This window comes from Luteitalea sp., from assembly GCF_022842525.1.
Taxonomy (GTDB): Bacteria; Acidobacteriota; Vicinamibacteria; order Vicinamibacterales; family Vicinamibacteraceae; genus Luteitalea.
Map to the genome: position 1 here is coordinate 1 of NZ_JALHPM010000116.1, position 21,874 is coordinate 21,874.

A 21,874-nucleotide genomic window follows, 5' to 3' on the forward strand; every position below is an offset into this window, starting at 1 on the left:
GGCGGGCCGGTCGGGCCGATCGCCTTTGGGCTTCCACGCGGGACGGTCACCACTGGGGCGCTCGTCGCGGGATTTCCACGCCGGCCGGTCGCCTGCGGGTCGGTCTTCACGCGGTTTCCAGGCGGGGCGGTCGCCCTTGGGCTTCCAGGCTGGCCGGTCACCGGCGGGCCGGTCGGGCCGATCGCCTGTGGGCTTCCACGCGGGACGGTCACCACTGGGGCGCTCGTCGCGGGATTTCCACGCCGGCCGGTCGCCTGCGGGTCGGTCTTCACGCGGTTTCCAGGCGGGTCGGTCGCCCTTGGGCTTCCAGGCTGGCCGGTCGCCGGCGGGCCGGTCGGGCCGGTCCCCCTTCGGCTTCCACGCGGGCCGGTCGCCGCCGGGACGCTCGTCGCGTGATTTCCACGCCGGCCGATCGCCTGCGGGTCGGTCTTCACGCGGTTTCCACGCGGGTCGGTCGCCCTTGGGTTTCCAGGCCGGCCGGTCACCGGCGGGGCGGTCGGGCCGGTCCCCCTTCGGCTTCCACGCGGGCCGGTCGCCGCCGGGACGCTCGTCGCGCGATTTCCACGCCGGTCGATCGCCCGCCGGCCGGTCTTCGCGCGGCTTCCACGCTGCGCGGTCGCCCTTGGGCTTCCAGGCCGGCCGGTCACCGGCGGGCCGGTCGGGCCGGTCCCCCGTCGGTTTCCACGCGGGTCGGTCGCCGCTGGGGCGCTCGTCACGCGATTTCCACGCCGGCCGATCGCCCGTCGGCCGGTCTTCGCGCGGCTTCCACGCCGGGCGATCTCCGGACGGCGGCCGGTCGCCCGACGGCTTGAACCCGGTGCCCGCAGGGCGCTCCGACCGGTCGCCGCGAGGCACCCGATCCTCACCCTTGACCCACGGCCCGCGTCCCTCGGCGGCCTGCGACGCCCAGCGGGCGCGCTTCACGTCGCGCGGCACCTTGTACTGGTGACGCGGATCCTTGTGCTCGCCGCCCGGACGCCAGGCGCCGGGCCGGCGCGGCGGCTTGCCCGCATCCATCGCGTCGCCCGGGGTCTCCCACAACCGGCCCCGCTGGAACCACTTGATCACCGCCGTGGGGTGCTGTCGCTGCAGTTGCGTCAGCGTCGGCAACAGATCTTCGCGCACGGGCGCGCGAAAGGCCGTCGGCTGCTCGTCGACGATGATGGTCCAGAATGCTCCGCGTGACATGAATGGTGTCCCTGTGTTTCCGGCGGGTGGAGCCCCAGGCGTGGTGCCCGTCGAGATCCGCGCTCAGGCCCTGGAGCCCTGAGCCTCGAGCCTGAGCCCTTTGAGCCCTGAGCCTTAGCCTTGAGCCTTGAGCCCTGAGCCTATTACTGTAGCCCCTCGCCGAGGCCCAGGCGCTCGAGGCGCTTGATCTTCTCGACCAGGGTGGTGCGCTTGACGCCGAGCAGATCGGCGGCACGCGAGCGGTTCTGTTCGGTGCGGGCGAGGGCCTGGGCGATGTAGACGCGCTCGACCGCCGCCAGTTCCCGCTCCAGGTCGAGGCCCTGCTCAGGCAGCGCGATGGTGGTGCCGCGATCGCCGGGCCGCTCACCGCGCACGTCCGGCGGCAGCACGCTCACGTCGATCTGCGCGCGTCCCGGACTCAGCGCCAGCGCCCGCTCGACCGTGTTCTCGAGCTGCCGGATGTTGCCGGGCCACTCGTGCGCCATCAGCCGGCGCATCGCCTCCTGCGAGAACGTCACGTCGGTCCTCGGCGGCACCGACTGCGCGCCGAGGCGCTGCAGCATGTCCCGCACCAGCAGCGGCACATCGTCGCGTCGCTCACGCAGGGGCGGCAACTGCACCGGGATCACGTTGAGTCGGTAGAACAGGTCCTCGCGGAACGTGCCCTGTCGCACCATCTCGTCGAGGTTGGCATTGGTGGCCGCCAGCACCCGCACATCGATCTTGATCGGCCGGGCCTCGCCGATGCGCTCGACTTCGCGTTCCTGCAGGGCGCGCAACAGCTTGGCCTGCAGCGGCAGCGGCATGGTGCCAATCTCGTCGAGGAACAGCGTCCCGCGATGGGCCAGCTCGAACCGTCCCGGCCGGCTGGCGACCGCGCCCGTGAACGCGCCCTTCACATGGCCGAACAACTCGGCCTCGAGCAGCGACTCCGGGATGGCGCTGCAGTTCAGCGCCACGAACTTCTCGCCCGCCCGCGTGCTCAGCTGGTGGATGGCCCGAGCGACCAGCTCCTTGCCCGTGCCCGTCTCCCCGAGGATCAGGATCGTGCTGCTGGTCGGCGCCACCGTCTCGACCGTCTTGAACACGTCCTGCATCGCGGCGCTCCGACCCACCAGTTGATCCAGTCGGTAGCGTTCCCGCAACTGCTCCCGCAGGTAGGTGTTCTCCGCCTGCAGTCGCTGGCGCTCCAGCGCCCGCTCGAGCGCCAGGTCGAGCTCGGCCAACTGGAACGGCTTGGTGACGAAGTCGGCCGCCCCCTGCCTGATGGCATCGACGGCCGCCCGAATCGAGCCATGGCCGGTGACGACGATCACGAGGATGTCGGGGTAGCGGGCGCGGGCCGCCTGGAGAATGAGGGTGCCCTCCCCGTCCGGCAACCGCAGATCCGTCAACACGACATCGAAGGCAAAGCCCTCGAGATGCTCGAGTGCCTCGGCGACGGTGGACGCCTCGGTGACCTCGAATCCCGCGCTCGACAGGTAGTCCGCCACCCCTCGACGGAACGCCCCCTCGTCATCGACCAGCAGCAGGGGACGGGGAGCAGCACTCATGGGCGCCAATATCTTGACATCAATTCAAGATGAAGGCTCTCTTCGCTGCCATTCACAATGAAGATCAGCTCGCTGCTTGGTCAGCACACCTTGGCATGACCCTCCCACGCGATGTCCGGCTTGCGTCTCATTGTGAATTTGAACTCTGAATTGATGTGTGGCCCCCGGCGTAAGCCCGGCGATGCCCGCCCCGCGCTTCATTTTGAATCCTGAATTCTGAATTGCTTCTACAGCCCCGCCCCGCACCGCCCGATACCACCTCTCGGTACCCACCCGCCATGACATCCCTGGGCCCCCTGGCCGAGCTCTTCCACCGACTCAACAATCATCTGGGCATTGTTCTCGTCAATGCCGAGCTGATCGAGGCCAAATGCCCCGATGCCGGCACGAGGACGCGGGCGGCAGACGTCGTGGAGGCCGCGGTGAGCGCGTTGGACGCCGTCAAGGAAATCCGTCGCATGCTTCCCGAGCGCCTGCTCGAGGGCGACGAGGCGTCAAAAAACTAGCGGCGGCCATCCCCTGGTCGTCAATAAACCGTCGATCCGGATCCTCAGCGCGCAGTACCCGTCGATCGATCAGGCCCGATCGATCTCTAGAAGTATCTACAAATAAATCAGTTGCAGGATTTCTCCCAGTGTGGGGCCGATCTGTCATCAGATTGGCACCAGGGTTGCTCTCTGTCTTGTCGGTACCGGTGCAAGCCGGTCCAGCCGACTCCCAGCCGGCGGACGAGTGACAGGAGACTGACGTGTTGCAGCCCCTTCGTGAAGATCAGCAGAGTCGCGTCATCGCCAGCCGGGCGTTCGTCGAGGCGCTCGCCCGCCGGATGGCGGCGTCGATGCCCTCGGGTGTGGATGTCGGTGACCTCGTGCAGGACGGCATGATCGGCCTCATCGACGCCGTCCACCGCTATGACGAGGGGCGCGGCATCCGCTTCGAGACCTTTGCCGAACGTCGGGTGCGTGGTGCCATGATCGATGCCCTCCGACGCGACGCGTGGCCGCGCGGCGTGCGTCGCATCCGGCGCGAACTCGAGGCGGCCCGCGAGGCCCTTCGGGCGGCGACCGGCGGCGAGCCGTCGCTGGCCGACCTCGCCAGCCACCTCGGCATCGACGAGGAACGACTGGGTCGCACCATCGTTCGCATCAACACGATCGAGGCGACGTCGGCCGCGGCTGGCGGTGACAGCGAGGATGCCAACCTGCCGCCCGGGTGCGTCCCCGCCGCGCCGATGGCGCCGGACGCCCGCTACGTCGCGGTCGAACGGCGTGAGCGCCTGCGGCAGGCCATGAGCCGGTTGCAGCCGCGCGATCGTCGGCTGCTCTCGCTGTACTACTTCCAGGACGCCACGATGAAGCAGATCGGGCAGGCGCTCGGGGTCAACGAATCGCGCATCTCGCAACTCCACGCCCGTGCGCTGACCCGCCTGAAGGACGCCCTGCTCGCCTGCGGCTACGCGGAGGGGTCGTCGCGGATGGTCGCGGCGCTGGTCGACCTGCAGGAGGCCCGGAGCCTGCGCGCCGTCTCGCACGACGCCGTGCTCGATGCCGCCAGTCCGCGCGGCAAGCTGCTCGCCTACCCGACCACGTCGCGGACGACGCGCAGGAGTTCGGCGAGTCGGAACGGCTTGGCCAACCAGGGGCAGCCGCTGTCGTCGAGGAAGCGCGCGGCCTCCGTCCCGGTCACGTCGCCCGTGACGAAGATCACCCGCCGCGCCTGAGGCGCCGAGTACTCGGCGATGGCCCGATAGAAGGTCGGGCCATCGACTCGCGGCATCCGCAGGTCGCAGATCACCGCGTCGAAGGTCTGGGCTCGCGCACGCGCCAGCGCCTCCTCGCCGTCCCCCGCCATCGTCACCTCGAACCCGGCATCGCGCAGGGTATCGGCCACCGCGCCGGCCAGCGCCGGTTCGTCGTCGGCCAGCAGCACGCGGAGACCGAGGCCGAAGCGATCGGACGTGTCGGCCACGGGCGCCGTCTGCGCCCGCGGCGCCTGTACCGTGGCGCCCGCGGCGGGCAGATCGATGGCAAAGCGCGCCCCGGATCCCGGGGTCGACGTCACGTCGATGTGTCCGCCATGCTCGGCGATGATGGCCTGCGCCACGGCCAGTCCCAGGCCCGTCCCTTCCCCGACGTCCTTGGTGGTGAAGAACGGATCGAAGATGCGTCCGAGCACCTCGGCGCTCATCCCCGGCCCATCGTCGGCCACCTCGATGCGGATGCTGTCTGCGCCCTTGGCGGAGGTCTGTATCTGCACGTGCCCCCCGGCGTCCTGGCGCATCAGGGCGTGTTCGGCGTTGATCAGGAGGTTGAGCACCACCTGCTGGAGCTGATGGGGATCGGCGAAGACATCCGGAAGATCGGCCGCCAGGTGCATGGTCACGCGGATGCCGGCGCGCTGCAGGTCGGCCTCCCGCAGGCGGACCGTCTCGGCGACGACCTCGTTCACCGGGACCATCAGGCGCGTCGTGTGCCGCTTGCGCGCGAACGTCAGGAGCTGCCGTGCGATGCGGGCGGCACGCTCCGCCTCCTTGTGCAGGGTGGCGAGACCGGCGGCGAGCGGCGTCCGGGCGGCCTGCAGACGCAGGCGCTCGGCCAGCGCCAGAATCGCGCCGAGGGGGTTGTTCAGTTCGTGGGCGACCCCGGACATCGTCTGGCCGAGGGCCGCCATCTTCTCGGCCTGCAGCAACTGCTGATACAGGTCGCGCGATTGCTCCTCACGGCGCCGGCGTTCGCCGACGTCGCGCACCAGGAGGAAGATGTCCCGACTCCCGATTCCCGACTCCCGACTCCCGAGCGAGGCCGTGATCTCCACGTGGGCCACGGTGCCGTCGGCGCGACGGAGGCGGGCAGGCATGTCGGTGACACCGCGCGGCTCACGGAGGCCGGAGCGCAGCCGATTGAACTCCTCGACGTCAATCCAGGTGCTGGCGGCGAGCACGTCGGGCGGGGTGCCACTGGCGCCACGCAGCAGGGCGAGCAGCGCGGGATTGGCGGCCCGCGTGCGCCCCTGGCCGTCCGGGGCGAGGGTCGCAAGGGCCAGTCCGACGGGGAGCGATACCACCAGATCGAGCCACGACTGTTCGTCTGGTGGGTGACCGTCCGTTTCGATCAGTGCGGCCATGAACGCGGGGGCCACTCTAGCATGTGCCCCGCGATGTCCCGGGGGAGGTGCCTCCCCGCCGCGCACTGGCGTCAGGCAGGCTGAGCCAGTTCCGGGTGGCAGGCCCAGAAAGGGTCATGGAGAAGTTCATGCGTACCTTCCTTCGTTCGATCGTCGCAGTCAGTGCCGTCGCTGTAGCCGTCGCGATGCCCACGGTGGCGTCCGCGCAGTCGGCCCGGGCGTCGCGGCCGACGGTCGCGGTGCTCGATCTCGACTTCGGCGCCGTGCAGCAGTGGTGGTCGGGGAACTGGGACATCGGCAAGGGCGTGGCGGACCTGCTCGTGGACGAACTGGTCAACGACGGATCGTTCCGCATCATCGAGCGCAAGCGGCTCGACGCCATCCTCGCCGAGCAGAACTTCTCCAACAGCGAGCGTGCCGATCCGGATGCGGCGTCGGTGGCCAAGATCGGCAAGGCCCTCGGCGTGAAGTACCTGGTCGTCGGGTCGATCACCAAGTTCGGCACCGAGAACCGGAACGTCGGGGTCGGTGGCGGCGCCTTCGGCGGCGGCAAGTTCGGCCTCGGCAAGGTCGGCACGTCCAAGGGCAAGGCGACGGTCGCCATCACGGTGCGCATGGTGGACACGTCGACCGGCGAGATCCTGATCAGCGCCAAGGGGCAGGCCGAGTCGTCGCGCAGCGGGCTGCTGCTCGGCGGCGCCGGCGGTGGCGGCGCGGGCGGCGGTGGCGAGGTCTCGATGGGCTCGTCGGACTTCCGCGAGACGATTCTCGGTGAGGCCACCGAGAAGGCCGTGGCCCAGGTGCTGACCAACCTGGTGGCCAAGAAGGGCAACCTTCAGTAATTCAGAATTCAAGATTCACAATGAAGCGCGGGGCGGACTCCGCCTTGCTCCCGCGGGAGCGTTGGCGTTGCTGGCCCCGAGCTTCATTCTGAATTCTGAATGCCACTGACGGAACCTGAATTACTCTCGGTTCTCGTTCCTCGGCCCCAGCGCGAACGTCATCGTCCCCTCGGCTACCACCTGGCCGTCGACACGGGCCACACCCTTCAGCACACCCATGCGGCTGCGCAGGCGCTGCACGTGGGCCTCGATGATCACGGTGTCGCCCGGATGGACCGGGCGACGATACCGGACGCGCTCGATGCCCATGAAATAGATGAGCTTCTCGCGATTCTCCGGCTTGGCGAGGATCAGGATCGCGCCCACCTGCGCCACGGCCTCGGTGAGAATCGTCGGCGGCAGCACGGGCGGCTGGCCGTGCACGCGTGACAGGTAGCTCTCGTCCCCCGTGACGTTCTTGACGCCGACCACCCGCGTGTCCACCTCGAACTCCGTGATGCGGTCCACGAGGAGGAACGGGTATCGATGCGGCAGAATCCGCTCGATGGCCTGGTAGTCGAAGGGGACGGTCAGTTCCATGCGCTCCGGAAGTATAATCCGCCCCTTGCCGTGACCGAGCTTCCCCTGTCCAGCGACCCGGCCCGCGCGGCCCGGACCATCAGCGATCAGGACACGCTGAGGACGCTGTTCGACCTCGGGCGTCGGGTCATGTCCGTCCTGTCGCTGGAAGAGCTGCTGCAGACCATTCCGCGGCTCATCGAGCGCCTGATCCAGTTCGACGCCTTTGCCATCTACATGCTGGATGCCTCTGGCACGGGCCTGCACGTCGACTACGCCGTCGGCTATCCCACGGGCGTGGCCGAGTCGATCCGGCTGGCGGTGGGCGACGGCCTGGTCGGCCTGGCGGTCCAGGACCGGCGCGCCGTTCTGGTCAACGACCTCGACCACGAGCCCAACTACAAGGGGTACGTCCCCGGGATGCGCTCGTCCATCATCGTCCCGCTCGCGTACCGGACGCGGACGATTGGGGCGCTGAACATCCTCAGCAGCCAGCGGCACGCCTTCACCGAGAAGGATCTGGCGATCGTCCGCCAGTTCGGCGTCCATGCGGCGACGGCGCTCGAGAACGCGCGGCTGTACTCGCAGGCGGCCAAGGACGCGAGGGTCTTCGAGACGCTGCTCGAGATCAGCCGGGAGATTTCCTCGATTCTCGACGTCGATCAGCTGTTCGAGCGCCTGGCGGCGGCCACGCTGAAGGTGATCGACTACAAGGCGTTCGCCATCCTGCTGCTGAACCCGCAGACCCAGCGCCTCGAGATCAAGCACCTGGCGACGCCGTACGGCATCAACGAGAAGGTGACGTCGATCGCCGTGGGCGAGGGGCTGACCGGGTACGCCGCGCTGCATCGCGAGGTCGTGGTCACCGGTGACGTGCGCGAGGACCCCCGGTACATCGAGCTGTTCGACACGGTGACGTCCGAGATGGCCGTGCCCCTGCTGTATCAGGGCGACTGCATCGGCGTGCTCGACCTCAGCACGGACGAGCGCGATGCCTTCGACGCCAGCGAGGTCGAGTTCGCCACCCTGCTCGGCGGCCAGTTCGCCATCGCGATTCAGAACGCCCGGCTCTATCACGAGCTCGCCACCAACCAGGCGCGCATCGAGCGGGAACTGCGCATCGCCCAGCGCGTGCAGACGGCGCTGCTGCCCCAGGAAGTGCCGTCGCGCATCCGCGGCCTCGACGTCGCGGCCCGCTTCGACGCCGCGCGCGAGGTCGGCGGCGATTTCCACGACTACCTCGACCCGCTGGCCAACCAGCTCGTGGTGGCGCTTGGCGACGTCTCCGGCAAGGGCGTCCCGGCGGCGCTCTACAGTGCCTTCGCCTCCGAGCTGGTGCGGTCCCGCACGTTCCGCAAGCGCTACGTCTCGACCGCCGTCACGCCGTCGACCGTGCTGCAGGCGATGAACACCATCCTGCACGAGCGTGGCCTGCTCGAGATGTACTGCACGCTGTGCTACGGCCTGTTCGACGTCAAGCGGCGCACGGTGACGGTGGCCAACTCCGGCGTGCCGTATCCCCTGAAGATGACGCCAGCCGGCGACATCGAGTGGATCGACGTGACCGGCGTGCCGCTCGGGTCGTTTCCCGGCATCGAGTACGACGAATGCGTCATCCCGTACGCGAAGGGTGATGTCTTCCTGTTCTACTCCGACGGCGTCTCCGAGGCGATGAACGAGGCCGGCGACGAGTTCGGCCGCGAGCACATCGCCGAGGTCATGCACACGCAGCGGGGACGGTCGGCGCGCGAGATCGTCGACGCCATCTTCGAGGCCGTCGCCGCCTTCCGCGGCGACGCCCTGCAGAACGACGACATCACGGCCGTCGCGGTCCGCGCCCTCTGAGCATGCGCCCCCTCGCCCTGGCCCTGGCGTGCGGGATCCTGGCGGAACCAATGCAGGATCGGATCACCGGAATTCACACTTCAGGAATGCAGTGCGGGGCGGGGCACCTCGAACGGCCGTCAGCGCCGCGTTCTCCGGTGTGCGGCGCTGCGGCAGGGCCAATGCAGGATCGGATCACCGGAATTCACACTTCAGGGATGCAGCGCGGGGCGGGGCACCTCCACCGGGCGTCAGCGCCGCTCTCCCCAGCCGGGGCAATTCAGGATCGGAGTACCGGACTTCACGAGTCTGGGCTGCGACGTGATGGCGGTGCTGCGCCTGAATTGTTGACGGTGAAGCCGTTTGGCGTTCCATCGACCCGCGCTTCATTCCTGAATTTTGAATGTCAGCGAAGTGCGCCTGAATTGTTGACCAAGCCCGCAGAACTCGCCGCGCAGTTCTCGCGGCGGCTCGAGGCCACGGCGAGCGCCGTCGACGGCTCCATCGCCTACCTGGTCGTCGACCTCACGAGCGGCGAGCGCTTCGCCCGACGCGCCGACGAGCCGTTCCCGACCGCGTCGACCATCAAGATCGGCATCCTCCACGAGCTCTTCGCTCGCGCCGATGCCGGGGCCCTTGCCCTGGACGACCCGCGCCCGCTGCCGACAGCCAGCCGTGTCGGTGGCGCCGGCATCCTGCAGCGGTTGTCGTCGCCGAGGCTCTCGCTGCGCGACCACGCGCTGCTGATGATCCTGCTGAGCGACAACACGGCCACCAACGTGCTGATCGACACGCTCGGCGCCGAGACGATCACCACGCGGATGCAGGCACTCGGCGCTCCGGGTTATCGCCTGCGCCGCAGGATGATGGATGGCGATGCCGCTGCACGTGGCGAAGAGAACGTCGCCAGTGCCGCCGATCTGGTGACCGTCATGGACGCCATCCGGACCGGCCGCGGGCTGACACCCTCGAGCCAGGCCGAGGCCATCCGCATCCTGCGCGAGTACGGTCCAACCGCCGTGCGCGCGGGCATCCCCCCCGGCGTGCCGGTGGCCGCCAAACCCGGTGCCCTCGACGGCGTGCGCAGCGAAATCGCGTGGGTCGACCTGAAGGGCCGCCCTTACCTGATCTGCGTGATGACCAGCTTTCTCGCAGACGATGCCGCCGGAGACCGGGCGATCACCGACATCTCGCGGGCGGCGTACCAGTACTTCTCCCGGCTCGCGAGAGCGGGGGTCGAGGGGCGACTGCTGTCAGTCCCGCAGTGACGCCCCCGCGATCCGGCGTCGCTACCGTCGCACGACGTTCCTGTCGCGCTCCTCGATGTGCAGCCCGACCGAGGTCGCGCCGAAGTTGGCGACTTCGCGCACATCGCCCCGGACCTTCACGAGCGCGCCCTTCGAAGGCGTGCCGCGCTCCCGAGACAGCACCGTGATCTCCGCTGTCCCATCGTCGATCTTGTAGAGCCCGTAGGGCACCAGCGGGACACTCCAGGCGCTGGTGACGCGGCCGGTCACCTCGACCTGGCGGTTGTCGTATCGGCCCGGGTCGTCGCGGATGTCGGAGATGGAGCGGGCCCGCATGGCGCACCCGGCAAGCGTGACCGCCAGGACAACGGCAAGAACGGGACGAACGAGACGCGACATGACCATTCCCCTGGTCCCGGCACAGCTGGCGCGGAACGAAAAGGGGGAACGCCGCCGCAGACACGCCCCCTGCGCATCCACCACGACATCCCCCCGGTCCTGAAGAGACTGCACACGAGCCGCCCACTGACGACGAAGTGCGGCGATGCCAGCGCCTGCCTTTACGGTGTTCGCACCCCGTTGACCCGGCGCAGTCTCGGCGACTCCATGATTCAATCGGTGTGCCAATGCCCGGACGGCAGAAACGTCCTGCGCAGGGGACGGGGAGCACCTCCAGGCTGCCGAGGGGCGTCTCCTTCTGGGTGCAGACCCAGCGAAGCGCTGAGGTCGCTCGCCTCGACCCTTCATTGTGAATGCTGAATGTCGCCGAACCCGCCTGAATTGCTCGAAGTCCCCCCGTCCCGGATCCGCGTCGTCCGTGACGCACCGCCGCGACGTGGCGCGCGGTATGTCCTCTACTGGATGATCGCGTCGCGTCGGCTCGAGGACAACTTCGGCCTGCAGCACGCGGTGGCCAGGGCCGCCGCCCTCGACCTGCCGCTGCTGATCTTCGAGCCGCTGCGGGTCGGCTATCCCTGGGCGAGCGACCGATTTCACGCCTTCGTGCTGCGGGGGATGGCCGATCATCGGGTCACCGCCGCGGCGATGGGCGTGACGTACTACGCCTACGTCGAACCCTCAGCCGGACACGGCAAGGGCCTGCTGGAACGCCTGGCGCAGGACGCGGCGCTGGTCGTCACCGACGACTATCCCGCCTTCTTCCTCCCTCGCATGGTCGAGGCGGCGGCGCGACGGCTCGACTGCCGGCTCGAGGCCGTGGACGGCAACGGCCTGATGCCGATGCGCGCGACGACGACCGTCTATCCGACGGCCTACTCGTTCAGGCGTTACCTGCAGAAGTCGCTGGCGCCCCACCTCGTGCACGCGCCGCTGGCACAGCCGCTCGAACGCGCCCCCGCCCGTCTCGCGCCGATTGCAGACGACGTGCGGACGCGATGGCCTGAGGCCGAGGATGAGCTGTTGAGGGGTGGGGTGAGGGCACTGGCCGCTCTGCCCATCGACCACGTCGTCTCGCCCTCATCGGTGCTTGTGGGAGGCGACGTCGCAGCGCAGGCCCGCCTCGCCCAGTTCCTGACCCACGGGCTCGCGAAGTATCACGAGGAGCGGAGTCAGCCCGACAGCGACGCCGCGTCTGGTCTGTCGCCCTGGCTGCACTTCGGGCACATCGGAGCCCATCGCGTCTTCGCGGACGTCGCGACACAGGTCGGCTGGACCACACGTTCGATCTCAACCAAGGTCAATGGCAGCCGGGAGGGGTGGTGGGGCGCGCCGGCCGCCGTCGAAGCCTTCTTCGACGAGCTGATCACCTGGCGCGAGGTGGGGTTCAACTTCGCGGCCAACCGCGAGGACTACGACCAGTACGAGTCGCTGCCCGACTGGGCTCGCGCCTCACTCGACGCCCACGCCAGCGACACGCGCGAGCATCTCTACACGCTCGCCGAGCTCGAGGCCGCCAACACGTACGACCCGGTCTGGAATGCGGCGCAGCGTCAGCTCGTCCAGGAGGGGCGCATGCACAACTATCTGCGCATGCTCTGGGGCAAGAAGATCCTGCAGTGGACGGCCCACCCGCGCAACGCGCTGGCCGTCATGATCGAGCTCAACAACAAGTACGCGCTCGATGGCCGTGACCCCAACTCCTACAGCGGCATCTTCTGGGTGCTGGGCCGCTACGACCGCCCCTGGGCGCCGCGGCGCGAGATCTTCGGGGTCATCAGGTACATGAGCAGCGACAGCACCGTGAAGAAGTTGCGTCTGAAGAACTACCTGCGGACGTATGGGCCGGATCAGCAACTTCGATTCAAGATTCAAAATTCAGAATGAAGTGCGGGGCGAACAGGGTCAGTGCACCCTGGCGTCCATCGCCGTGAACATGCCTTGCGGCGGGGTCACCGGCACCGCCAGTCCCTCGATCACACTCTGCGACACGCGCACGAGCGTCGTCACCTGCGCCGCGTAGGCCTGCACGGCATGGGCGAGGTAGGGGTCGTACTCGTAGCACCGCGTCAGCGGCACCGAGTCCACCACCAGGTCCCGGAGCTTGAGCGGTTCGGCAAGCTTCAGGTTCCCCTGACGATCGGGTTCCCGCGAGAGCACTTCGACAGGCACCAGCACCGGCACCTCGTTGTCGTGTTGAACGTAGTACAGCACCGTATGCACGGGCGTGCCTCTCCTTGACCGTCAAGCCGGTCAGGCTTGCCCAGACGCTCCGGGCGGTGACAGTCAGGGAATCGGCTGGTGTCGGGAAAAGAACAGCGCCGCTGACGGCAGACCGACATCAGCGGGTCGGCCCCATTCAGTGCCGGCTAGGCCTGACCCGGCCCGCCCCGCGCTTCATTGTGAATTTTGAATTGTGAATTGTTTCTGGTGGGCACCAGCACGCTGGAGACGAGGAACCCGGCGGCGATGGCGACGGCCGTGAGGATCATGGTGAAGCCGGCCGTGACGCCGACGATCACGTTCTGATCGAGCAGGCTGGTCAGCGACCGGTACCCGATGCTGCCGGGCACGAGCAGCAGGACCCCTGGCACGAGGGCGACCGCGGCCGGTCCGAAGCCGCGCCGGTCGTACAGGTTGGCCAGCACGCCGACCACCAGGGCGTCCACGGACGCCGCCATGGCCGGGCCGAACGACAGGGCGGCGAGCCGCACGGCGCTGTAGCCGACCGTGCTGGACAGCCAGAGCCATGGGAAGTCACGCAGCCTGGCCCGGAGCAGCACGCCGAAGGCCAGCGGCGCGATGCCCAGCGCCAGCGTCAGCGTCCACTCCGGCAGGCGCCGCGGTGCCGACGAACGGACGTCGCCGACCAGCGCCTGCGCCACCTCGCCGCCGACCGCCACGCCGAACGCGATGGCGATGAACACGAGGAACGCGCCACTCAGCCTGGCCGTCCCCGCCGCCAGGTGACGTCGCGCCAGCTCGGTCATCGCCACCGTCACGGTCAGCCCGGGCAGCAGGGCGATGACGCCACCCAGGGTGGCCGTCGGCACCGACAGCCGGAGGTCGCCGATCGAGGCGATGCAGGTCACCAGCAGCGACACGGCGAACGCGGCGACCAACTCGAAGACGTGCGTGCCGTGCGGCAGCCGTCTGGACGCCAGCGAGATCACGCCCGTCAGCAGGCCGGCAAGGCCAGCGACCACCAGTTCGTTGAGCCCGCCCCCGAGGATGCGGCAGACGGCCGCAGACGCCACGCCGTACGCCAGCACGCGGACGACCGGTCGGGACAGCGGCGGTAGCGCGATGATGGCGTCGATGCGCGCCGATCCCTCGACCACACCGACCCGGCCCTGCTCGACGTCGCGCGAGACCGCGTCGAGGCGCGCCAGCTTGCCCAGATCGACGTCCCCGGGGAAGACGCGAATCAGGTGCGTGTGCTGCTGTTCCGGTGGGCCGAACGCCGCGAAAATCGACGTCGGTGTGGTGAAGAACTGTGCCTCGAGTCCAAGGCGATCGGCCATCCCCTGCAGGGCGTGCTCGAGGGCATCGGCCGAGAAGCCGTAGCCGTGCAGCGCGCGACCGAGGCGCAGCACGAAGCCGACGGCCGCGGCTTCTTCGACCGAGTAGACGGGCGTGTGTGTGACGCCCATGACGTCCTCGCCGCCCGGCCGCACGACCGGCTCGCCGTCCGCGCCCGTCATTGGGTGGTTGCCGACACGATGACCTCGCCCTCGACGATGTCGTCGATCAGGCGCGGGTCGCCGACCATCGATCCGACGATCGTGAAGCCGAAATCCAGGCGCACGTTGTCCACCAGGTTGATGAAGATCTGACCGTCGCCCGTGTCCGGTCCGCGCGTCGAGATGCCCACCGTGCCGCGCACGTGACTGAGCGCGGAGAACTCGTCGCGGGCGAACGCCGCCGCACCCGCGTACTCGTTGGCCGCCGGGCTGCCGCCCTGAACGACGAAACCGGGTTCGACCCGATGGAAGGTGCGTCCGTTCCAGTCGCCCGCCTTGACCTGGGCCACGAAGCGAGCCACCGCGGTCGGCGCCTGCTCGGCGTAGAGCCGCAACACCATCGTCCGGTTCCCGCTGAAGGTCAGGTGGACCGTCGTGCGCCCGAGTGCCTCGATGACGTCCCACGTGGGCACGTCCGTGGCGCGGGCGTCTGGGCGTGCCGCGGCTGGTGTGGCGTTCACACCCCGCGCCGCCAGCAACGCCGCCGCGCGCTCGGCCAGGAACGGGTCGAAGTCAGTCAGGTAGGGGCGCAACGTCGTCGCCCGCTCCGGATCGAGTTCGTCGATCCGCTCGAGCAGCGCCACGCGCGGATCGCGTGACGTCTCCCGCCGCTGTTCCGTCAGGCGCGCCAGGGCCGCGCGCAGCGCCGCGACGATGGTGGTCCGCGGCACAAGGCCCGCGGCGGCGCCCTGCAGCGCGGTGGCCGCCTCCAGCACCAGCTGGCCATCGTCACTCGTCAGCGCAGCGACGGCGGCATCGGCGAGATTCGGCAGGGCGGCCTGGCGCCATGCGACGAGGGCCGCGTGCCGGACGTTGGGATTGGCGTCCGCGGCGAGGCGCGCGATCACGTCGCCCTGAGCGGTCAGACCCGCCGCGCGAGCCGCGTACATCCGCACCTGCCAGATGTCGGACGCCGTGGCTCGGACCACCTGTGGGCGGGCGGCGTCGGCGTCCGTGCGGGCGAGGGCCACGAGGGCATGGGCGGCCTGATGCCACGTGTCGCGCGTGTGCGGTTGCCGCAACGCCTCCAGGCAGACCGTGCGGCAGGCGCTGGCCTCGCCGAGGGCATCGATCGCCGCGAGGCGCACGGCGACGTGGGTGTCCGTGGCGGCGCGCTCGGCGAGCGTGGGCAGCCTGGCCCCAAGACGTGCCACGGCCGCATGTCGCACCAGCATCGCGTCGTCGGAGAACGCCACGCGGGCCTCCGCCTCGGTCACCTCTGTGCCGGACGCCAGATCGAGCACGGCGAGGCGGCGCACCTGCGCGTCGAGATCACTGGCCGCCGTCGCGCGCCGCTTGGGTGACAGCGCGCGCAGGGTCGTGAGGCCAGCGATGGCCATCCGTCGCACACGTCGATCGAGCACGTCCTGCGGCGCCACGGCACCCGGGGTCGGGCGTGCGTGGCGGTCCAGCAGGGTCTCGAGGAGGGCCACCAGGCGCGGGGCGTTGACACCAGTCGCCGGCAGGCTGCGGGCGCGTCGAGCCAGGGCCTCGGCGCCGCGGGCCAACCCGACGGACACGACGGCCCTGGCGGGGCCGTCACCGATGCGCGCCGAGACCCCCGACAACAGCTGAGCGGCGTCGTCAATCGCCGGCAGGTCGGCAAGCGGCAGGCGGCCGAGGGACTCGGCCAGACTGGCCGTCACGAACGGGTCCGACTCGGTGCCCAGGCGTTGCGCGAGGGCCGCCTGCGCGTGCTGGTGACTGCCGGGGGCCCCGCTGCCGATGTGTGCCACGGCGAACGCCGCCTCTCGACGGACGTCCATCGACGGGTGACTCAGGGACGCGACCGCGGTCGGCAGGAACTCCGCGCGGCGCGTGCGCCCAATCGCCCGCAGGGCGAGCACGCGGGCCTCGGCCGTCCCCGTCGCCAGCGCCGCGTCGACGGCCGCCCGGTGCGCTGCGCTCTGCACACGTGCGTCTCCGGCCGCCACCAGCACCGACCGCACGTCGGGCGTTTGCGCCTGCCTCACCGGACCTGTAACTGCCGGACTTTGTCCGGCAGTCACCTGAGCCGAGGCGACCGTCGGACAAAGTCCGACCGCTACGAGCATCCCGACGAGCAGCGCGGCGACGATCCGTCGATCTGAAGATCGACGGCTACGAGGACCGGAAGGTCGACGGCTACGAGGACCGGAAGGTCGACGGCTCCAGGGAACGCCGGTCCTCGACGGGCATGGCATAGCGGGACGAGTACTCGAACATCTGCGTCGCGAGATCGAGCGGATAGGACACCTCCACGTCGGCGATGGCGCCAGTGGCATCCAGCACCGGTGCCAGCCGCGGCATGACGAAGCCGGTGTAGGACGGCAGGTCGAGGCGATCGACGCGCGCGACCACCTCGTCGCGCAGCGCGGGGTCGAAGTGGATGCCATGCGCCTCGAAGAGCGCCACGGCCTCGTCGTACCGCCCCTCCGACTTGATGCGCTGCACCAGGGCCAGCATGCGTCCGACACCGGCACGGAAGGCCTCGACGTCGACGACCACGTAGAACGTGCGGCCCTCGCGTGTGCGTCGGTCGATCGCCGTCGTGTGCGCCATCAGCCAGTGCACGATGGCCTGGCGATTGCGCATGTGATCTTCCTCGAGATGCGTACCCCGCCGCACGCGCCGCAACTGCACGAGCGCGTTGCGCGCGTAGCCCTCGTATTCGGCCAGCACGACATCGGCATGGTGCTCGGCCTCGATCAGGCCGAGGTCGACCATCACGGGATCGGCGATGAAGTGCAGGGCGACGAGGTCGGACCGGGTTTCCTCGAGGGTCGAGTACTGCTCGCGCAGCACCGCCTGCGGCGAGCCGACGCCGGGGGCCATGCGCCCGGAGCCATGGCCGATCACCTCGTGAAGGCTCGTGGTCAGCTCGCCCGCCAGCGCCTGCCACCGCTTCGACCGCGCGCGCTCCTCCGCGGACCAGCAGAACTCCTCGCGCAGGCTCTCCGGCTGCGACTGCTCGTAAGCCTCGACCACGTTGGCGAGCGAGACCGACTTGCTGCCGTGGACCTCGCGGATGGCTTCGTCATTGGGCAGGTTGATGCCGATGGCGGTCATCGGGCCGGCGTCCCCGCACTCCACGATCACGTCGATCGCGCGCGCAGACACCCCGACCACGTCGGTGCGTCGGAAGGCCACGTCGTACGGCATGTGGGCCTCGAACCACGCGGCGTGCTCGGCGATGCGACGGATGTCGGCCGTCTTCTCCGGATTCTCGTGGAAGACGATGCCCTCGAAGGCGCCCTTGCGTCCGCGCGCGTCGAGATACACCTCGATGAAACCGTTGATGGTGTCGACGGCCGACGTCGTGTCGGCCACCCATGCGATGTCGTAGGCGCGTCGGTCGTCCTCCGCCCCCGTGCGGTAGAAGCGCACGAGCGCCGCGAGCGCCGCCGCCGTCGCTGGCGGCGCGACGGCCAGCGCCGCTTCGAGGTGGCCGACCATCCGCGCGATCGTCGCGCCGTATCGACCGCCGACGCGGTAGACCTCCTCGTGCAGCGCGCCGTCCCCACCGCGCACGAGACGCGAGTTGAGCGCGAACGTCTCCTCGAACCCGTCGAGATCTGCTGACGAGACGCCCTTGTACAGGTTGTTGGCGCTGGCGGCCAGGATGTCCTCACCGGGCGCCGGCGTCTTGCTCGTCACCATCGGCCGGTACGTGTCGTCGAGGAAGTCGCGCGCGTGCGCGGCCACGAACGCCTCGGGCGAGGCATGCGGGCCCAGCGGCACCTCACGCCCCGCGCCTCTCACCCCGAGGATGGCGGCCAGCAACTGCGCCTGGTCGATCTCGAGGACGAACTTCCGCGAGGTGATGTGGTCGTAGGGGCCCGAGTTGATCCAGAACAGCTTCGTGTAGCGCTCGATGGCATCCGCCACCGTCGCCTCGATGGCGTCGCGGCCCGCCAGCAGCGCCTCCAGCACGTCGCGCATCAGCAACCCGTGCTCGTAGCGCTGATCGATGTAGATGTCGCGCCCTGCCAGCGCGGCCTCGTAGAGGTGCCACGCCAGTCGCTTGTCGGCGGCCGACAGGTGCTCGAAGGCGTCGGCGTAGAGCTGCACGACGGCCGCCGGACCGACGCGCTCGAGGAGGTGGCGACGCCCGTTCACGCCTCAGGTGCTCCTTGGGACCGACCGCCAAGCGACACGGTCTCGCGATGCCGAGGCTGATGCACGTCCCAGCCGAGTTCCTGGCGGATCGTGGCGGCCAGCGCGCTCATCGCCTCGTCTTCACCGTGCACGAGGAACGTGCGGGCCGGTGGGCGCGAGAAGCCGCGCAGCCAGCGGAGGATCTCGTCGCGATCGGCGTGCGCCGACATCTGGTCGTTGCGCACGATGCGGGCCCCGACGGGGATCACCTGGCCATGGATCTTGACGGTCTGCGCGCCATCGACCAGCAGTCGGCCTCGCGTCCCCGCGGCCTGGTAGCCGACGAACAACACCGTGTTCTTCGGGTCGGGCAACAGACTCTTCAGGTGGTGCAGCACACGGCCGCCCGTGGCCATCCCGCTCGAGGAGATGATGATGGCGGGTCCGGACGAGCGGGTCAGCGCCTTGGATTCCTCGGTGTCCTTGATCACGTGCAGGCGACGTGTGTCGAACATCGGGCCGCGGGGCACCGGATGCATCTCCGGGTCGAGCTCATCGGGGCGCGAGCTGTAGAACTGCAGGGCTTCGGCCGCCATCGGGCTGTCGACGTAGGTGGGCATCGACGGGATGCGGCCTTCCTTCTCCAGGCGCTGCAGCCAGTAGAGGAGCTCTTCCACGCGTCCGATGGCGAACGACGGGATCACCAACCGCCCGCCCCGCTCGTGCGTCTGCACGATCACCTCGGTCAGCGCCGCCCCGCCATCGTCTGGTGCATGGGTGCGATTGCCGTAGGTCGATTCGACGAGCAGGACGTCGGCCTCGGCCACCGGCGTCGGATCGGGCAGCACCGGACGTCCGTAGCGTCCGAGGTCGCCGCCAAAGAGGATGGTGCGTGGCGCGTCCGCCTGGGTCACCCGGATGAAGGCCGATCCGAGCAGGTGACCGGCGCGAATGAACTCCGCCGTGACCCCGGGAGCGACCTGCAGCGGCACGCCGAAGCCGACCGGCTGCAGCAGTGTGAGGGCGCGCCGCGCATCGTCTTCGGTGAACAGCGGGCGCGCGGGGGAGTGTTTCGTGTAGTGATGCTTGTTGGCCTGGCGCGCGTCCTCTTCCTGGATGCGTCCGGCGTCCGGCAACACGAGCGAGCACAGGTCCTTGGTGCCCGGTGTGCAGTACACGCGACCGCGATAGCCGGCCGCGACCAGGCGGGGCAGCCAGCCGACGTGGTCCAGGTGGGCGTGAGTCAGCAGGACGGCGTCGAGTGACGTCGGCGGGACGCCGAGTTCGTGCCAGTTGCGCTCGCGGAGGGCCTTCAGGCCCTGGAACATCCCGCAGTCGACGAGGACGCGCTGTCCGGTGGACGTACGGAGCAGGTGTCGGGAGCCGGTGACCGTCTGGGCGGCCCCGAGAAACGTGATCTCACTCATGTCTGGGCGTCCTGTCGGGAAGGCCTCCGTATTCTATACTTCGAGGGTCAGCGCCACACGGCCCTTCCGCGGCGTCGTTCGTGCGTTCCGGTCCCCCGGGGTCGTTGTTGTTCCAGTGGAGGAGTCAAGCAAGATGCGTCTTCGTACAGTGGTGGTGGCACTCGGCCTCGTGGCCTGCGCGACGACGGCCTCGGCCGACGTCAAGATGGTGGCGCAGATGACCGGCAAGATGATGGGCCGCAGCCCGTCGGGGGAGACGGTCACCTACATCAAGGGCAGCAAGATGCGCACCGACCAGACGATGGGGGGCAACCAGCTCTCCACGATCATGGACGTGGACGCCGGTGAGCTGATCAGTCTCAATCACAAGAACAAGGAAGCCGAGATCTGGAATGTCGCCGACCTGCAGAAGACCATGCAGGGCGCGGGCGTTGCGGCTAGCGGCGTCGACGTCAAGATCACGCCCACGGGCGAGAGCAAGAACGTGGCCGGCTACAAGGCCGCGGGCCACGACCTCAGCGTTTCGGTGAAGTCGGAGATGGCGCAGGGCATGGCCATGACCGTGACCATCAGTGGTCCGGCGTACCTGTCCACCGACGCCCCCGGCGCGAAGGACTATGCGGCGTTCTACATGGCCGCCGCCGACAAGGGCTTCTTCTTCGGCGATCCGCGCGCGGCCAAGGCCCAGCCCGGCAACGCGAAGGGCATGATGGCGCTCTATCGCTCGATGGCGGAGAAGGGCATTCCGCTCGAGTCGCGCCAGGTGATCAAGCTCTCGGGCGACGGCCCGATGGCGGGCATCTTCGCCAAGATGGGCGGCGGCGAGATCAACACCACCGTCACCAGCATCTCGGCCGATCCCCTTGCCGCCGACCTGTTCACCGTGCCTGCCGGATACAAGGTCAAGCGGCAGAAGGTGGACTGACGATTCCTCCCTTCGTTGACGCCCTGTCCGGGTCGTCCTCCGTCTACGCGGTCGAACTTCGCCCGCCGCGCGCCGAACTGAGCGCGTCGGCGGGCATCGACGCGTGGATCGACACCTACCACGCGGTGCGGCGCCTGGTGCGGCGCGGACACCACGTGTGCCTCACCGACAGCGCCGTCGGTGCGCAGGAAGAGGACAACCTCCGTCACCTCGTGCTGAACCTCGGCGACGATGTGCCGCGCGACCATGTCGTGCCGTTCCTGACGTCCAAGCACACGCTGCAGTACTGCCTGACGTACGCCGATCGGGCGCACCTGCACGGCTTTCCGTCGCTGGTGGTGCTCGGCGGCGACAAGACGGTCGGCACGCCGCGCTGCGTCGAGCACGCCTGGGAACTGCGGGCCGCCATTCGCGCCCGCCAGCCGTCGCTGGTGCTCGGTGGCTGGGCCAACCCGAATCGGCACCCGGAGCGCCAGGTCGACTTCCTCTGCGCCCCGGAGTTCACCGGCGAGTACTACCTCACGCAGGTGGCGACGCATCATCAGGTGCACGACGTCGAGCGCTTCCTCGGCGAGGCCGCGCGCCGTGGCGTGACGATGCCGGGCGTGTTCGGGGTGTTCTACTACCGCAGCGCGCGTCGCCGGACCCTCGACATGCTGGCCGGCTTCATGCCCGTACCGGTCGACGAACTGGTCGCCGAGTTCGGCGCCGGGGCGTCACCCGAGACCATCTGCGCCCGCACCATCCGCACCCTGCGGTCGGCCGGCGTCCGCCACTTCTACATCAGCAACCTGCCGCTGACCGATACCGATGCCGTGCTGCACCGGATTCTGGATGAGGCAGGGGCCTGAGTAATTCAGGCGGGCTTCGCTGACATTCAAGATTCAGAATGAAGCGCAGCTCGGGGCGCCGGTGCTGTGGGCCGTCGCCTTTGGCTCGGCCCGGCTCGCCTCACGGCGGGGCCATCGGGC

Annotated in this window: 16 protein-coding genes and 2 pseudogenes; 8 read left to right on the plus strand and 10 right to left on the minus strand. The window is 69.3% G+C overall.

The annotated features are described in order from the left end of the window. Both Q0C41_RS20225 and Q0C41_RS20230 read right to left on the minus strand, forming a co-directional pair. Nucleotides 1-1,068: pseudogene (locus tag Q0C41_RS20225) on the minus strand (hypothetical protein); the annotation flags it as partial. A 263-nt stretch (nt 1,069-1,331) separates the two neighbouring features. Further along, nucleotides 1,332-2,741 carry a sigma-54 dependent transcriptional regulator gene (locus Q0C41_RS20230; protein WP_291986805.1) on the minus strand — a complete coding sequence of 470 codons (1,410 nt, stop codon included), beginning with the start codon at nt 2,739-2,741 and terminating at the stop codon, nt 1,332-1,334. A gap of 278 nt (nt 2,742-3,019) precedes the next feature. On the opposite strand from Q0C41_RS20230, the gene Q0C41_RS20235 reads away from it, so the two are divergent. Continuing rightward, the gene (locus Q0C41_RS20235; RefSeq protein WP_291986807.1) at nt 3,020-3,247 is read left to right on the plus strand and encodes a hypothetical protein; all 228 of its coding nucleotides are present in this window, start codon (nt 3,020-3,022) and stop codon (nt 3,245-3,247) included. Nucleotides 3,248-3,489: 242 nt separating this feature from the next. After that, a pseudogene (locus Q0C41_RS20240) lies at nt 3,490-4,170 on the plus strand (sigma-70 family RNA polymerase sigma factor); the annotation flags it as partial. 146 nt (nt 4,171-4,316) lie between these two features. On the opposite strand, the gene Q0C41_RS20245 reads toward Q0C41_RS20240, so the two are convergent. Continuing rightward, nucleotides 4,317-5,864: an ATP-binding protein gene (locus Q0C41_RS20245; RefSeq protein ID WP_291986809.1), complete on the minus strand. Its 1,548-nt coding sequence runs from the start codon at nt 5,862-5,864 to the stop codon at nt 4,317-4,319. A gap of 128 nt (nt 5,865-5,992) precedes the next feature. Here Q0C41_RS20245 and Q0C41_RS20250 point away from each other — a divergent pair, with 128 nt between their 5' ends. Next, nucleotides 5,993-6,706 carry a CsgG/HfaB family protein gene (locus tag Q0C41_RS20250; protein ID WP_291986811.1) on the plus strand — a complete coding sequence of 238 codons (714 nt, stop codon included), beginning with the start codon at nt 5,993-5,995 and terminating at the stop codon, nt 6,704-6,706. A gap of 120 nt (nt 6,707-6,826) precedes the next feature. Here the strand turns inward: Q0C41_RS20250 and fabZ are convergent, their stop codons facing one another. After that, nucleotides 6,827-7,285 (minus strand): 3-hydroxyacyl-ACP dehydratase FabZ, encoded by a 459-nt coding sequence (gene fabZ, locus Q0C41_RS20255; protein WP_291986813.1) that lies wholly within the window; start codon nt 7,283-7,285, stop codon nt 6,827-6,829. 30 nt (nt 7,286-7,315) lie between these two features. On the opposite strand from fabZ, the gene Q0C41_RS20260 reads away from it, so the two are divergent. Together Q0C41_RS20260 and Q0C41_RS20265 are read left to right on the plus strand one after the other, a co-directional pair. Beyond that, nucleotides 7,316-9,109, plus strand: coding sequence for a GAF domain-containing protein (locus Q0C41_RS20260; protein ID WP_291986815.1), 1,794 nt, complete (start codon nt 7,316-7,318; stop codon nt 9,107-9,109). Nucleotides 9,110-9,516: 407 nt separating this feature from the next. After that, nucleotides 9,517-10,356, plus strand: coding sequence for a serine hydrolase (locus Q0C41_RS20265; protein WP_291986817.1), 840 nt, complete (start codon nt 9,517-9,519; stop codon nt 10,354-10,356). 21 nt (nt 10,357-10,377) lie between these two features. Here the strand turns inward: Q0C41_RS20265 and Q0C41_RS20270 are convergent, their stop codons facing one another. Then, nucleotides 10,378-10,734 carry a hypothetical protein gene (locus Q0C41_RS20270; RefSeq protein WP_291986819.1) on the minus strand — a complete coding sequence of 119 codons (357 nt, stop codon included), beginning with the start codon at nt 10,732-10,734 and terminating at the stop codon, nt 10,378-10,380. A gap of 360 nt (nt 10,735-11,094) precedes the next feature. Here Q0C41_RS20270 and Q0C41_RS20275 point away from each other — a divergent pair, with 360 nt between their 5' ends. Next, nucleotides 11,095-12,618, plus strand: a complete 1,524-nt coding sequence (locus tag Q0C41_RS20275) for a deoxyribodipyrimidine photo-lyase (RefSeq protein WP_291986821.1) — start codon at nt 11,095-11,097, stop codon at nt 12,616-12,618. Nucleotides 12,619-12,636: 18 nt separating this feature from the next. Here Q0C41_RS20275 and Q0C41_RS20280 read toward each other — a convergent pair whose 3' ends face one another. From Q0C41_RS20280 to Q0C41_RS20300, 5 genes are all read right to left on the minus strand, one after another. Beyond that, nucleotides 12,637-12,954: a hypothetical protein gene (locus Q0C41_RS20280; RefSeq protein WP_291986823.1), complete on the minus strand. Its 318-nt coding sequence runs from the start codon at nt 12,952-12,954 to the stop codon at nt 12,637-12,639. 146 nt (nt 12,955-13,100) lie between these two features. Next, the gene (locus tag Q0C41_RS20285) at nt 13,101-14,435 is read right to left on the minus strand and encodes a threonine/serine exporter family protein (RefSeq protein ID WP_291986825.1); all 1,335 of its coding nucleotides are present in this window, start codon (nt 14,433-14,435) and stop codon (nt 13,101-13,103) included. Continuing rightward, nucleotides 14,432-16,447, minus strand: coding sequence for a peptidylprolyl isomerase (locus Q0C41_RS20290; protein WP_291986828.1), 2,016 nt, complete (start codon nt 16,445-16,447; stop codon nt 14,432-14,434). The genes Q0C41_RS20285 and Q0C41_RS20290 overlap by 4 nt, the downstream gene beginning before the upstream one ends. A 151-nt stretch (nt 16,448-16,598) precedes the next feature. Then, nucleotides 16,599-18,572, minus strand: coding sequence for a hypothetical protein (locus Q0C41_RS20295; protein ID WP_291986830.1), 1,974 nt, complete (start codon nt 18,570-18,572; stop codon nt 16,599-16,601). Continuing rightward, nucleotides 18,569-19,978: an MBL fold metallo-hydrolase gene (locus Q0C41_RS20300; protein WP_291986832.1), complete on the minus strand. Its 1,410-nt coding sequence runs from the start codon at nt 19,976-19,978 to the stop codon at nt 18,569-18,571. The genes Q0C41_RS20295 and Q0C41_RS20300 overlap by 4 nt, the downstream gene beginning before the upstream one ends. Nucleotides 19,979-20,111: 133 nt before the next feature. Between Q0C41_RS20300 and Q0C41_RS20305 the strand changes: the two genes are divergently transcribed. Then, nucleotides 20,112-20,903: a DUF4412 domain-containing protein gene (locus Q0C41_RS20305; protein WP_291986834.1), complete on the plus strand. Its 792-nt coding sequence runs from the start codon at nt 20,112-20,114 to the stop codon at nt 20,901-20,903. A 155-nt stretch (nt 20,904-21,058) separates the two neighbouring features. After that, nucleotides 21,059-21,754, plus strand: coding sequence for a hypothetical protein (locus Q0C41_RS20310; protein WP_291986836.1), 696 nt, complete (start codon nt 21,059-21,061; stop codon nt 21,752-21,754). The last annotated feature ends 120 nt before the right edge of the window (nt 21,755-21,874 follow it).

Bases quoted from the DNA above. Each gene is read 5' to 3' on its own strand.
- Q0C41_RS20275 (WP_291986821.1), top strand. From the start codon at position 11,095: ATGTCGCCGAACCCGCCTGAATTGCTCGAAGTCCCCCCGTCCCGGATC.
- Q0C41_RS20270 (WP_291986819.1), bottom strand. From the start codon at position 10,734: ATGTCGCGTCTCGTTCGTCCCGTTCTTGCCGTTGTCCTGGCGGTCACG.
- Q0C41_RS20300 (WP_291986832.1), bottom strand. From the start codon at position 19,978: ATGAGTGAGATCACGTTTCTCGGGGCCGCCCAGACGGTCACCGGCTCC.
- Q0C41_RS20250 (WP_291986811.1), top strand. From the start codon at position 5,993: ATGCGTACCTTCCTTCGTTCGATCGTCGCAGTCAGTGCCGTCGCTGTA.
- Q0C41_RS20285 (WP_291986825.1), bottom strand. From the start codon at position 14,435: ATGACGGGCGCGGACGGCGAGCCGGTCGTGCGGCCGGGCGGCGAGGAC.
- Q0C41_RS20245 (WP_291986809.1), bottom strand. From the start codon at position 5,864: ATGGCCGCACTGATCGAAACGGACGGTCACCCACCAGACGAACAGTCG.
- Q0C41_RS20235 (WP_291986807.1), top strand. From the start codon at position 3,020: ATGACATCCCTGGGCCCCCTGGCCGAGCTCTTCCACCGACTCAACAAT.
- Q0C41_RS20305 (WP_291986834.1), top strand. From the start codon at position 20,112: ATGCGTCTTCGTACAGTGGTGGTGGCACTCGGCCTCGTGGCCTGCGCG.
- Q0C41_RS20230 (WP_291986805.1), bottom strand. From the start codon at position 2,741: ATGAGTGCTGCTCCCCGTCCCCTGCTGCTGGTCGATGACGAGGGGGCG.
- fabZ (WP_291986813.1), bottom strand. From the start codon at position 7,285: ATGGAACTGACCGTCCCCTTCGACTACCAGGCCATCGAGCGGATTCTG.